Below are 13,450 nucleotides of genomic sequence, written 5' to 3'. Positions count from 1 at the left end.
ATACATTTGCTAAAACCAAATTTAAATTTAAATATGAATATTCCAGCAGATTTAAAATACACCAAGGACCACGAGTGGGTTAAAATTGAAGACGACATTGCAACTATTGGCATAACAGATTTTGCCCAAAGCGAATTAGGCGATATTGTTTATATAGAGGTTGAAACTTTAGACGAAACCCTTGATGCCGATGAAGTTTTTGGAACTGTTGAAGCTGTAAAAACGGTATCCGATTTATTTTTACCACTTTCTGGTGAAATTACCGAGTTTAATGAAGCCCTTGAAGACGAGCCAGAAAAAGTAAACACAGATCCTTACGGTGATGGTTGGATGATAAAAGTAAAATGCACCGATTTGTCTCAAGTAGAAGGTTTACTAACTGCCGACGATTATAAAGCTTTAATAAGTGCTTAAAAAAGGGTTACTTGCTATTACTATAATTTACAGTGTAGCTTTAGCAATAGTTTGCTTAATAAATATTAGGCAATTACCCGAAGTAGAAGTATCGAACATCGATAAAATATTTCACTTTATTACTTATTTTTTGTTAATGTGTTTGTGGTACTTTTCTTTAACTTATGCCCTAAAATTTATTCAAAAAAAAGGACTGTGGTATGCTTTTTTAATAGCCTTCATATTTGGCATAGTAATTGAGGTTTTACAAGGTACGGTTACTAAAACAAGAGCATTAGATGTATTTGATATTATAGCAAACACCCTTGGAGCCTTACTTGCAACCTTAGTTTTAAGTATTTATACCAAGTTACAAGTTAAAAACAAATAAACTGTTGCATTTTTAATAAATAAATAGTTATTTTACCAATCTTGAAAAACAATTAAATAAAATGGAACCTAAAAAAAATCCTAAAGCAAACGTATCGCGTAATAGCTCGCTTTATTTTGCTATTGGTTTAGCATTAATGCTATTCTTAACAAACTATGCTATTAATTATAAAACCTACGAAAAAGCCGATATTGATATAGGCATGATCGAAATGGAAGAAGAGTTTGAAGAAGAAATTCCATTGACAGAACAAATACAAACACCTCCACCTCCACCGCCACCTCCAGCAGCTCCTGAAGTTATTGAGATTGTTGAAGATGAGGTAGAAGTAGAAGAAACAGTTATCGAATCTACAGAGGTTGATCAGGAAACAGAAATTGTTGAGGTTGAAGAAGTAGAAGTAGTAGAAGTAGAAGAAGATATTGATGTACCATTCTCTGTAATTGAAAACGTACCAGTTTTCCCAGGTTGCGAAAAGGAAAAAACAAACAATGCTAAAAGAGCTTGTATGTCTAAAAAAATATCGCAGTTTGTAAATAAGAAGTTTAATACCGATTTAGCTGGAGATTTAGGTTTGTCTGGAAGACAGCGTATTAATGTTATATTTAAAATAGATAAAACAGGGAATATTTCTGGAGTACGTGCTAGAGCACCACACCCAGGATTAGAAAAAGAAGCTAAACGAGTAATTGGTTTGTTGCCAAAAATGCAACCAGGTAAGCAACGCGGAAAACCAGTAAACGTTCCGTATTCATTACCAATTATTTTCCAAGTTCAAGATTAAACTTTCTTTTCCAGTGTTATTCGGAAACTAAAATATAAAAACCCGTTACAGAAATGTAACGGGTTTTCTTTTTTGGTATGCTTATTGTGACTTTATCATAATATTAACATTTTAACTATAATAATTATGAAAAATTTTAAAAATGTGCCAGAGTCCACTCGCCAAAACGGACAAAGCACAAAAAAGTCGCAAAAGCATGATGCAAATTTACAAAAAAACACAACCTTGCATTTTCAAATTGGTTTAATTGTGTGTTTACTTGCAGCCTTTGGTTTGCTAGAAATGAATTTTAAAACAAACACAGCACAGATTGCCGATGTATTATTACCAGATGATAATACCGAAATAGCCATCGAGAATTTTAAAGTATACCAAAAACCGCAAGCCGAAACAAAACCACAAGCCAAACAACAAACACTTATTATTGATGAAATCGAGCAGATTGATAACGATTTTGTTTTAGATGAATTTAAAGATGTCATCACATCAGAAGAAATCACTACTAGCGATGGGCCAATTGATCCTAGTGATATTGTAGTTGAAGAGATAATAGAGGAAGAACCCATTCCGGTAAGCTTTATTCAAAATGTTCCTATCTTTCCAGGTTGTGAAAATGAAATAACAAACCAAGGCAGGAAAAAATGCATGGAAAAGAAAATTTCGAAATTGGTGCAACGTAAGTTTGATATCGATTTAGCTTCCGATTTAGGTTTAAATGGAAAACAAGTTATTCAAACCCAATTTACAATCGATAAAACAGGGCGCATAAAAAATATTAAAACGCGAGCTCCACATAACAGGTTAGGAACCGAAGCCGAACGTGTAATTAACTTAATTCCAGAAATGACACCTGGAAAACAAAATGACAAAAATGTAGGTGTTATTTACACATTGCCAATTGTGTTACAAGTGCAGTAGTATTATAATTTTTTAAAGTCTAAACCGTTATCTAAATAAGATAGCGGTTTTTTTGTTTTACTCCTTTAACTAAAATAACGGTTAGCACGTTGCTTAAGTGAAAATATAGTATCTTTCGCTATTAATTAAACTTTTAACTAATTAAAATGAAGCAATTCATTGTCCTATTTCTATTTTTTAACCAACTTTATAGCTTTTCGCAAAATATAAATTCTATTGAAAAGCAACCCGTTTTTCCTAGCTGTAAAAATGTAACTGCCGATTCTTTAAAGCAGTGTTTTACTAATAATGTGTATCAAATCATTAAATCGGAATTTAAAACACCAGAGATTGTAATTAAAGACGAGTATAAAGGTGATGTTGCCGTAATTTTTGAGGTTGATACTTTAGGTGCGTTTAATCTTATTTACGTAAAATCGGTTTACAAAGAATTAAAAGAAGAAACCGAACGTGTTTTTAAGTTGTTTCCAAAAATTGAACCAGCGAGTTATAATGGCCGAAAAACGTTTAAGCAATATGCACTTCCTATAAAAATTCCATTAACAGATTTTAATAATACGCCTGTTGAAAAGGAACAAGTAGCTAAGGAAATTGCAACACTTGAAGCTGCTTCACAAAGCGAATACGACAATTTAAATAACAGTATTGTTGGTTATAACGATAATGCGTTTACAAGTCAGTTAAATGTGCAATTTACCCATAGCGACTATGCTAGGTTTGACAGGGCAATAAATGTAGTTGGCACCAATAGTCATACCGCTTCAAAACCATTTGTTTACTCAGAAGTTTCAAAATACTACGATTTTAAATCAGAAAAAGATAAGTTAATTCAAGACAGGAAAACTTGGGCTGGAAAAAAGCTTTGGAACGAACATTTAGTGCAATTACAAGGTGAAAACTATTGGTTTACCATCGATCCAATTTTTGATTTACAAGTAGGTAAAGATACCGAAGCCGATTTTAGTTCAACCTACAACAACACACGAGGTTTACTGGTAAAGGGCGGATTGGGTAAAAAGTTTAATTTTTACACTTCGGTTTTCGAAAGTCAAGGCCGTTTCGCACAATATTTTAACGAATACGCCGAAAGTTTAAAAGGTTTCGGGCCAGATCCAGCAATAATTCCTGGTCGTGGCATAGCCAAGGGTTTTAAAACCGATTCGTACGATTATCCCGTAGCCGAAGCTTATTTATCTTATGCTCCTGCCGATTTTGTAAACATTCAATTTGGACATGGAAAAAACTTTATAGGCGATGGTTATAGGTCGTTGTTTTTAAGCGATGTTGCGAGTCCGCATCCATTTTTAAAGCTAAACACTAAATTCTGGAAAATAAAATACACCAATACCTGGATGTGGTTAAAAGATGTACGTCCAGAAGTTACAACCGACGATGCTTTTTTAACCAAATATATGGCAACGCATTTTTTAAGTTGGAACGTAACTAAACGTTTAAATGTTGGATTTTTCGAATCGGTAATTTGGGCAAACACTACAAACCGAAATTTCGATGTTAATTACTTAAATCCTATTATTTTTTATCGCGCTATAGAGTTTGAAACTGGGCAAGATGCCGGAAATGCTATTATGGGCGCTTCAGCAAAATACAAATGGAATAATAATATTAATTTTTACAGCCAGTTTATTTTAGATGAATTTTCGCTTAGCGATGTAAAGGCTGGAAATAAAAGTTGGAAAAATAAATTTGGTTATCAATTAGGTGTTAAATATTATAACGCTTTTAAAGTGGATAATTTAATGTTGCAAATGGAATATAACCGCGTACGTCCTTACACGTATTCGCATAGTACTATTGCAACAAATTACGGGCACAATAACCAATCGATGGCGCATTTATGGAGTGCTAATTTTAGCGAATTGGTACTTATGGGTAACTATTTTTATAACCGTTGGTACGCTAACGCTAAATTTATTATTGGTAAACGCGGTTTTGATTATAATACCGATACCGATGCTTTTAGTTACGGTGGCGACATTTATAGAAACTATAACGACCGACCTCTAGATACCGGTGTAAAAGTGGGACAAGGTATTACTACAAATAGTTTTTATGGAAATTTACAAGCCGGTTACGTAGTAAATCCTTCTAGCAATTTAAAATTGTTTACCGATATTACAGTGCGTAATTTTAATCCAGATGCGACTACCGAAACGGTTTATAAAAGCAATACGGTTTGGTTTAATTTTGGTTTGCGTACCGATTTGTTTAACTGGTATTTTGATTATTAGATAAAACATTGCTCAAAATCCTTTTAAGGCGTATCTTTGCACTCGCAAAACAAAACGGGCGAAGCCTAAACGCAATTGAGCAAAACAAATACATCGGTAACAGCACCTTCTGTAATTTCAGATTTTAAAGAAATCACCAAAATGCGATTGGCATTAAGTGTGGTGTTTTCGTCGGTGGCTGGCTATTTGCTAGGTGTCGAAAGCGTTGAAGTAAAAACTTTAATTTTATTGGCTTTAGGCGGTTATTTTATGGTAGGCGCTTCAAATGCATTTAATCAAATTATCGAAAAAGATTTAGATGCTTTAATGAGCCGTACTAAAAATCGTCCTATTCCTGCAGGTCGTATGTCGGTTACAACAGCATTTGTTATTGCTTGTGTTTTTACCCTTTTAGGAATCATTATTTTATACACTATAAACAAGCAAACTGCTATGTTTGGTGCTATTTCAATTTTTTTATACACCTGTGTTTATACACCTTTAAAAACAAAAACACCACTTGCGGTTTTTGTTGGGGCTATTCCAGGAGCTATTCCGTTTATGTTGGGTTGGGTTGCCGCTACCGACGATTTTGGTATTGAACCAGGAACTCTTTTTGCATTACAATTCTTTTGGCAATTCCCACATTTTTGGGCTATTGGATGGTTTTTATACGACGATTATAAAAAAGGAGGGTTTTTTATGTTGCCAACAGGAAAGCAAGATAAAGGCACTGCAGTACAAACCATAATGTACACTATTTGGACAATTATGGTATCAATAATTCCCGTTTTTGGTTTTACAGGACGATTACAACTATCAATTATAGCAACCATTGTCGTTTTTGCATTAGGTTTATGGATGTTGTATTACGCTATAAGATTGTTTAGATTAATGACCGAAAAAGCAGCAAAACAACTCATGCTAGTAAGTGTGTCGTACATTTCGCTAGTACAAATTGTTTATGTAGTTGATAAATTTTTACATTAAATCATGGATTTAACCCAAGGTACACCTCAAGAAAAAAATATTAGAGCCAAAAAAATGATGCTGTGGTTTGGCATCATTTCACTTATTATGTCGTTTGCAGGCTGGACCAGTGCTTTCGTTGTAAGTAGCTCGCGCCCCGATTGGCTAGAGGGTTTTAAGTTACCCAATGCTTTTATTATTAGCACTGTGGTAATTATTATTAGCAGTATTACCTTTTTATTGGCAAAAAATGCAGTAAAAAAGGATAATAAAGGCTTAACTACAATATGGTTGGTGGTAACTTTAATTTTAGGAGTTATTTTTATTTTTAATCAATTTCAAGGCTTTCAGGAGATAATTAACCTGGGTTATAACTTTACAGGACCAACTAGTAATGTAACCATGTCATATATTTATTTAATTGCCGTGGTTCATATTTTGCACGTTGTAGTTGGGTTAATTTGTTTATTAGTAGTTGTTTATAATCATTTAAGAGGTAAGTATAGTGCAACTAATAAATTAGGCTTCGATTTAGCCGCAACCTTTTGGCATTTTATAGATATACTATGGGTTTATTTGTTTTTATTTCTATATTTTGTAGGCTAATAAAGTTTTTAAAAATCAACTTTTATTTAAAGTGGGTATAATTTGCACTTTGATGTTTTATTACATAAATAAAATACCTATTTTTGTGCAACTTTTATAAACAATAACCAAAAATTTATGAGTACAGCAGTAGCAGAAGGCAAAACGTGGAGCGGCGGAAACGAACCACTAAAAGCTAGTTACGGAAAGATGATGATGTGGTTTTTCATCCTTTCAGATGCCTTAACTTTCTCTGGGTTCTTAGCAGCCTATGGATTTTCAAGATTTAAATTTATTGATGCATGGCCAATTGCCGACGAGGTATTTACACACGTACCTTTTTTACACGGGCAAGAATTACCAATGATTTATGTAGCCTTTATGACATTTGTATTAATTATGTCGTCAGTTACAATGGTATTAGCGGTTGATGCTGGTCATCATTTAAATAAAGCTAAAGTTACCATTTATATGTTCTTGACTATAATTGGAGGTGTTATTTTTGTTGGTTCTCAAGCATGGGAATGGGCTACATTTATTCAAGGAGATTATGGTGCAATACAAACAAAAGGTGGTAACATTTTACAGTTTGTCGATACTGAAGGTCATCGAGTAGCATTAAGCGATTTTGTTGTGGCTAGTCATACAGATAGAACACAACACGAAGGTAAAAACGGATTATGGTTTGTTAACGAAGGTACGTTACCAACGTATAGTGTTCAAGACGTTATACATGGTTTAGAGTCTCATGAAAATGTTTTAGTAAGAACTCAAACATTAACTGAGGAAGGAGAAAAAACGATATTATCAAGAGCAGAGTCTATAGAAGCTATAAAAACAAATGGTAAAGCTGTCGTAGAAGGTGCTAATCTTCATGTTAATGAATACGGTTCTCCATTGTTTGCCGATTTCTTTTTCTTTATTACAGGATTTCACGGATTCCACGTATTTTCGGGTATCGTACTCAATATTATTATTTTCTTTAATGTTGTAATTGGTACTTACGAAAAGCGCAAGAGCTATGAAATGGTAGAAAAAGTTGGTTTATACTGGCACTTTGTAGATTTAGTTTGGGTATTTGTATTCACGTTCTTCTACTTAGTTTAATAAAAAAAGTTAAAAATGGCACACGAACATAAATTAGAAATTTTTAGAGGACTTTGGAAGTTCAAAAATAACAAGCAAAAAATCTGGGGTGTTTTAGCATTTCTTTCCTTTGTAACAGCAATAGAAGTTGTTTTAGGTATTTACAAACCAGAAGGTTTAATGGCTAAGTTTTTAGGGATGAAATTGCTTAACTGGATATTCATAATATTAACTATTGTAAAAGCATATTATATTGCTTGGGATTTTATGCATATGCGAGACGAAACTAAAGGGTTAAGACGTGCAGTAGTGTGGACTGGTGTTTTCTTAATTATATATTTATCATTTATCTTACTACAAGAAGGTGGTTATGTATTTAGAGTTTACGATGAAGGTTTCATAAAACGTGATTTTTAGTTTAAAAAAATCAGTTAAATATAGATATTAAGGCGGTTTTTAAACCGCCTTTTTTTATTTTTGCAAAACGATTTTGCACCCGTTTTATGAGAGAGAAAAAGGCAAGTACATATTTTGTTTTAGTCGTGTTATTCTTTTTGCCAGTGGCATTTTTGTTGTTGTTATATCCTGCAACACATAATTATACGCCGCTTGAAGTTATTAAGAAAGATGTTTTAGATTTAAATGATTTTAAGGCTGTTAATAATGAGCAAATTCTATTAAAAGACCATATTACGGTTTTAGGATTTCTAGGAAACGAACCAGTAAAACATAGCATTGCAGCATCCAATTTAAAAGAATTGGTTTACGACAAATTTAAAGGCTTTAAAAAATTTCAAGTAGTAATGCTTTTGCCTTTTGGCACAGAAGCTTCTGTCGATACATTGAAAAAAGAAATAAGTTCGTACGAAAGTCTTGATTATTGGCATTTTGTTTTTGCTTCGCCTGGGCATATAAAACAGGTTTATAATAGTTTAAAAACCAACTTGCCTTTAGCTAATGATCTTTTTACTCAAAAAGTGTTTGTGGTCGATAAAGATTTAAGTCAGCGTGGTCGATTTGATGATAGAGAAGACAAGGAAAAAGAAAAAAATAAACCTGTTTATGGGTTAAATGGTTACGATTGTATAGAAGTAGCCGAAATAAAAAATAAAATGAGTGACGATTTGCGTGTGTTGTTTACAGAGTACCGCCAAAAGCGAAAAGGTGAATTTGAAAATACCGATACCAGACGCGCTAACGATTTAAAAAGTGACCATGAAGAAAACTAATTATTCATACATTGGTATTGCCTTTATTATTCTAGTTTTTGGTATTTTGTTTATACCTAAAATTGTAGATCGTATTACAAATGGTGATGTTACACGTAACGAAAGCCGAAGCGATTTTGCGAACAAAAAAAGTATACAATCTAACTTACTTTTTATCGACAATAACGGTAAAAACCGTAAAGTTCCAGAATTTAGCTTTACCAATCAAGATGGTAAAACGGTTACCAATAAAGATTATTTAGGAAAAGTATATGTTGTAGAATTCTTTTTTACAACATGCCCAACTATTTGCCCGAGAATGAATGCTAACTTGGTACAAATTCAAAATACTTTTAAAGATTTCGAGAATTTTGGCGTGGCATCTTTCACCATAAATCCAGATTACGATACACCCGAAATTTTAAAACAATATGCCGAAACTTACGGAATAACTAATCCGAATTGGAACTTATTAACTGGAAATAAAGAAGCTATTTACGATTTGGCCAATGCAGGCTTTTATATTTATGCCGCAAAAAATGAAGCTGTTGTTGGTGGTTTCGAACATTCAGGAAATTTTGCTTTAATAGATAAAAATGGGTTTATTCGATGTAGAGCCGACGAAAACGGAAATCCAATTATTTATTACAAAGGAATTATTTCTGAAGAAGAACAAGTTGATGAAGATGGCGTAAGCCAAGAAATAAGTATTTTAAAAGAAGATATTGCCAAATTATTAAAAGAATAAAAATGAGTACAGATAAAAATATAACCAACGAAAAAAAGTATAACAAGCTCATTGTAGTTTTATCGGTTGTTATTCCAGTTGTTGTGGCTTTGTTGTTTGGTATAAAAATCGATTTAGAATTACCAATATTTTTACCGCCAGTTTACGCGGTAATAAATGGTTTAACCGCGTTGGTGTTAATTTTAGCCTTTATTCAAATTAAAAAAGGAAACGTAAAAGCGCACGAATTATTAAACAAATTTGCCATTTTATTATCGCTTTTGTTTTTAGTTATGTATGTGCTTTATCATATGACGAGCGACTCAACAAAATATTTAGGCGATTATAGTGTGTTGTATTATGTTATATTAATTAGCCATATTATTTTATCAGTTGCAGTTATTCCTTTTGTGTTAATTACTTATGTTCGAGCGATTACCAAGAATTTTGAGTTACATAAAAAAATAGCAAAAATTACATTTCCGTTATGGTTATATGTAGCAATAACTGGTGTAATTGTTTATATTATGATTTCTCCTTATTACATTTAAACGCGTTGTTAGTTAAAGCGAAGCATACTGTAAAATGAAACAAAAAACGGTCTTTTTTCTATTATGTAGTTTCTTTTGGTTAAAAGGGCAAGCACAATGCGCTATGTGTAGAGCTGTTTTAGAAAGCGAAGAAAGCCAAACTGCGGCCGAAGCTATTAACGATGGCATTATTTACTTAATGGCAATTCCATATATTTTAGTAGGCGGACTCATCTATTTTATATATCAGAAATATAAAACTTCAAATAAAAAATAATTTTTTTTAAATTTTTGTGTAACATTTTATTTTTTAGGTAGTCTAAAAAGAAAGGCTTTACCTAAAGTCGGCTAATCCATCAATCAAAATAATAATGTTAAAAATCAATCAGCTACACAAATCCTATCCAATAGGAGATTCTAGTTTACATGTTTTAAAAGGAATCGATTTATCTGTCGATCAGGGCGAAATGGTTGCTATTATGGGATCTTCGGGTTCTGGTAAATCTACGCTTTTAAATATTATTGGTATGTTGGATGAAGCTGATACTGGAGATTATATTCTCGACGGATTACCAATTAATAATCTTACTGAAAAAAAAGCAGCTGTTTACAGGAATAAATTCTTAGGATTCATTTTTCAATCCTTCAACCTAATCAATTATAAAAATGCGATAGAAAACGTAGCATTACCGCTTTATTATCAAGGTATAAAACGTAAAGAACGTGTTGAAAAAGCAAAATTTCATTTAGAAAAAGTGGGGTTATTAGATTGGGCAGAACATTTACCTAAAGAATTGTCTGGTGGACAAAAACAACGTGTAGCTATTGCGCGTGCCTTAGCTGCTAATCCTAAATTATTACTTGCCGATGAGCCAACAGGAGCATTAGATACCAAAACGTCTTACGAAATAATGGCTTTTATTCAAAGCCTTAACGATGAGGGTAAAACCATTTTAATGGTAACTCACGAAGAAGATATTGCCAATATGTGTAAACGTATTGTGCGTTTACGCGATGGTGTTATTATGGAAGATAAAAAAGTAACCCAAGTAAGAGCAGAACAATATGTTTGATTTAGATCTTTGGCGCGAAATTTTTCAAAGTATAAACATGAATCGTACTAGAACCGTTCTTTCTGGTTTTACGGTGCTGTTTGCTATTTTGTTGTTTACAATTCTATTTGGTATTGCAAATGGTTTAAATAATTCGTTTGCAGAAAGCTTTAACGACGATGCTAACAATTCTATTTTTATCAGAACAGGTAGAACATCAAAAGCATATAAAGGTATGCAAGCGGGTAGACGCATTCAAATTAAAAATGAAGATTTCGATTTTATTAAGGATGAGTTTAACGATGAAGTACAGTATATAACAGCCAGAATTTATAAAAATGTAACTGCAAGTTTCCGAAGTGAGCAAAGTGCTTACGATTTAAGAGCTGTTCATCCCGATCATCAGTTTTTAGAAAAATCTATAATGCAAGAAGGTCGTTACATAAATATGGGCGATTTGCACAACCGCACTAAAGTGGCCGTTATTGGTAGGTTGGTTGAAGAAGATTTATTTAAAAAAACAACAGCTATCGGCAAGTTTATTAACTTAAACGGAATTAGTTATAAGGTGGTTGGTATTTTCTCTGATGAAGGAAGTGATAACGAAGAACGAAAAATTTATATTCCCGTTTCAACTGCACAACAAGTTTATGGAAACAACGATTATCTCGATCAAATAAATTTAACCTATAATCCAAACTTAACAATAAATCAAGCTATTGGTTTTGGTAATAAATTAGAAGAAGATCTAAAAGACCGATTTTCGGTGGCTCGAAATGATCAACGTGCCATCAGGGTTTTTAATATGGCACAGCAAAATAAAAATGTTAACCAAATGACAACCGTTTTAGGAGTTATCGTTTTTATTATAGGTTTAGGTACTTTAATTGCCGGAATTGTTGGTATTAGTAATATCATGATTTTTATTGTTAAAGAACGCACAAAAGAGATAGGTATTCGTAAAGCCTTAGGTGCTAAGCCAAGTTCTATAGTTTCTATTATTTTAATTGAATCTATCATTATCACCTCTATTGCAGGTTACATCGGCCTAATTTTAGGTGTAAGTATTTTAAAATTAGTAGGCCCTAGCCTTAAAGATTATTTTATAACCAACCCTTCGGTAAGTTCGTCGCTTGTATTTGGCGCAACCGTAATTTTAATAATAGCAGGAGGAATTGCGGGTTATGTACCAGCAAAAAAAGCATCACGTATTAAACCAATAGTAGCTTTAAGAAATGATTGATACAATAAAATTTTTATTCGAAAGAGATACTTGGCAAGAGTTGTACGATAGTATGAGCAAAAACAAATTGCGAACTATTGTTACAATGATTGGCGTTTGGTGGGGCATTTTATTACTTATTGGCTTGCTAGGTTCTGCTAAGGGCATGGAAAATTCGTTTAATAGGTTATTTAGCAATTTTGCAACTAATAGTGTTTTTATTTGGGGCAACAATACTAGTAAACCATTTAAAGGTTTTCAAGAAGGGCGTTGGGTGCGTTTATCGTTAAACGATACCGATAAAATTAGAGATAATGTTCCGGGAGTAGAGTTTGTAGTCCCTAGAAGTCAAACTCAGGGTTTGGTAACTAAAAACCTGCTTTCAGGAAACTTTAGTATAGCAGGCGACTATCCGTTATTAGATAAAGTAGAAAAGAAAAAATTAATTCACGGCCGCTTTATTAATCAAACCGATATCGAAGAAAAACGAAAAGTGGTGGTTATTGAAGAAGATGCTTATAAACAGCTATTCGAAAAAGATGCCGAAGCCATTGGCGATTATGTTTTAATAAACAACATAAACTTTAAGGTTGTTGGTATTTACAAATCTTCAAACATTAGCATGGGGCCAACCACAGATATGCATATTCCGTTTACAACTTTTCAAGCCATGTATAATCGTGGTGATAAAATTGGCTGGATGATTATAACAGGAAAAACAGGTTATGATATTGTACAATTAGAAGAAGATGCCAAATTACTTATTAAAAACTTAAATAGCATTCACCCCGAAGATAATCGCGCATTAGGTAGCGCCAATGCAGGAAAAGAAATAGCTAAAGTAACAGGCTTTTTAAAAGGTATGCAATTTTTAACCTGGTTTGTAGGTATTGCCACTTTAATAGCAGGTGTTTTTGCAATAGGCAATATCTTGTTAATTACCGTAAAAGAGCGTACCAAAGAAATTGGAGTAAGGCGTGCTTTAGGCGCAACACCTTTCGAAATAAAGCGTCAAATTGTTGTCGAAGCCGTATTTATTACGTTAGTCGCAGGACTGTTTGGTATAATTTCAGGAGGTTGGATACTCATTTTATTAGATTATAAGTATGGGCAAGGAGCCGAGGCTGTGCTTGTAAACGCATCAGTATCTATCGCCATTGTATTTGTAGCTTTAATAATACTTGTAACACTAGGCTCCTTAATAGGATTAATACCCGCTTTTAAAGCCACAAGCATAAAACCAATAGAAGCATTAAGAGAAGAATAATCAATCAAAAAAAAATGAACCTTCTACTACTTGAAAAAATTATTTATGAATCAAATTTAATTGTAGAAGCAACATTTAACAATTATTAAA

The 13,450-nt window shown here is 32.9% G+C and carries 16 protein-coding genes; all 16 read left to right on the top strand.

The genetic code is table 11. The features are described 5' to 3' along the window. Positions 1-33: 33 nt before the first annotated feature. Complete coding sequence (gene gcvH / locus PW52_RS10545) at positions 34-414, top strand: glycine cleavage system protein GcvH (RefSeq protein WP_044632902.1); 381 nt, start codon at positions 34-36, stop codon at positions 412-414. Then, on the top strand, positions 407-784 hold the full coding sequence (locus tag PW52_RS10540; protein WP_044632901.1) for a VanZ family protein: 378 nt from the start codon (positions 407-409) through the stop codon (positions 782-784). Before gcvH ends, PW52_RS10540 begins: the two co-directional genes overlap by 8 nt. Before the next feature lie 61 nt (positions 785-845). After that, positions 846-1,568 (top strand): energy transducer TonB, encoded by a 723-nt coding sequence (locus tag PW52_RS10535; protein ID WP_044632900.1) that lies wholly within the window; start codon positions 846-848, stop codon positions 1,566-1,568. A 126-nt stretch (positions 1,569-1,694) separates the two neighbouring features. Continuing rightward, positions 1,695-2,486: an energy transducer TonB gene (locus PW52_RS10530; RefSeq protein WP_044632899.1), complete on the top strand. Its 792-nt coding sequence runs from the start codon at positions 1,695-1,697 to the stop codon at positions 2,484-2,486. 146 nt (positions 2,487-2,632) lie between these two features. Next, the gene (locus PW52_RS10525; protein WP_044632898.1) at positions 2,633-4,735 is read left to right on the top strand and encodes a gliding motility protein RemB; all 2,103 of its coding nucleotides are present in this window, start codon (positions 2,633-2,635) and stop codon (positions 4,733-4,735) included. A 75-nt stretch (positions 4,736-4,810) separates the two neighbouring features. Then, positions 4,811-5,704, top strand: a complete 894-nt coding sequence (gene cyoE, locus PW52_RS10520; RefSeq protein WP_082050893.1) for a heme o synthase — start codon at positions 4,811-4,813, stop codon at positions 5,702-5,704. Positions 5,705-5,707: 3 nt separating this feature from the next. Beyond that, positions 5,708-6,289, top strand: coding sequence for a cytochrome c oxidase subunit 3 (locus PW52_RS10515; protein ID WP_044632897.1), 582 nt, complete (start codon positions 5,708-5,710; stop codon positions 6,287-6,289). A 117-nt stretch (positions 6,290-6,406) separates the two neighbouring features. Then, the gene (locus tag PW52_RS10510) at positions 6,407-7,375 is read left to right on the top strand and encodes a cytochrome c oxidase subunit 3 (RefSeq protein WP_044632896.1); all 969 of its coding nucleotides are present in this window, start codon (positions 6,407-6,409) and stop codon (positions 7,373-7,375) included. Between the two features lie 15 nt (positions 7,376-7,390). Then, positions 7,391-7,771: a cytochrome C oxidase subunit IV family protein gene (locus PW52_RS10505; protein WP_044632895.1), complete on the top strand. Its 381-nt coding sequence runs from the start codon at positions 7,391-7,393 to the stop codon at positions 7,769-7,771. An 86-nt stretch (positions 7,772-7,857) separates the two neighbouring features. Beyond that, positions 7,858-8,583 carry a hypothetical protein gene (locus PW52_RS10500; RefSeq protein ID WP_044632894.1) on the top strand — a complete coding sequence of 242 codons (726 nt, stop codon included), beginning with the start codon at positions 7,858-7,860 and terminating at the stop codon, positions 8,581-8,583. After that, the gene (locus PW52_RS10495) at positions 8,570-9,310 is read left to right on the top strand and encodes an SCO family protein (protein ID WP_044632893.1); all 741 of its coding nucleotides are present in this window, start codon (positions 8,570-8,572) and stop codon (positions 9,308-9,310) included. Before PW52_RS10500 ends, PW52_RS10495 begins: the two co-directional genes overlap by 14 nt. A 2-nt stretch (positions 9,311-9,312) precedes the next feature. Beyond that, entirely contained in the window at positions 9,313-9,840 is a 528-nt protein-coding gene (locus PW52_RS10490; RefSeq protein ID WP_044632892.1) for a DUF420 domain-containing protein, read from the top strand. Between the two features lie 34 nt (positions 9,841-9,874). Beyond that, a complete protein-coding gene (locus PW52_RS10485; RefSeq protein ID WP_044632891.1) occupies positions 9,875-10,096 on the top strand; it encodes a hypothetical protein in 222 nt (73 codons plus the stop codon). A gap of 94 nt (positions 10,097-10,190) precedes the next feature. After that, positions 10,191-10,892 carry an ABC transporter ATP-binding protein gene (locus PW52_RS10480; protein WP_044632890.1) on the top strand — a complete coding sequence of 234 codons (702 nt, stop codon included), beginning with the start codon at positions 10,191-10,193 and terminating at the stop codon, positions 10,890-10,892. Then, positions 10,885-12,114, top strand: a complete 1,230-nt coding sequence (locus PW52_RS10475; RefSeq protein WP_044632889.1) for an ABC transporter permease — start codon at positions 10,885-10,887, stop codon at positions 12,112-12,114. Before PW52_RS10480 ends, PW52_RS10475 begins: the two co-directional genes overlap by 8 nt. Further along, a complete protein-coding gene (locus tag PW52_RS10470; protein WP_205618132.1) occupies positions 12,107-13,360 on the top strand; it encodes an ABC transporter permease in 1,254 nt (417 codons plus the stop codon). Before PW52_RS10475 ends, PW52_RS10470 begins: the two co-directional genes overlap by 8 nt. Positions 13,361-13,450 lie beyond the last annotated feature (90 nt).

Source organism: Neotamlana sedimentorum (assembly GCF_000943565.1).
Taxonomy (GTDB): Bacteria; Bacteroidota; Bacteroidia; order Flavobacteriales; family Flavobacteriaceae; genus Neotamlana; species Neotamlana sedimentorum.
This window is presented reverse-complemented; position numbering and strand designations above follow the sequence as displayed.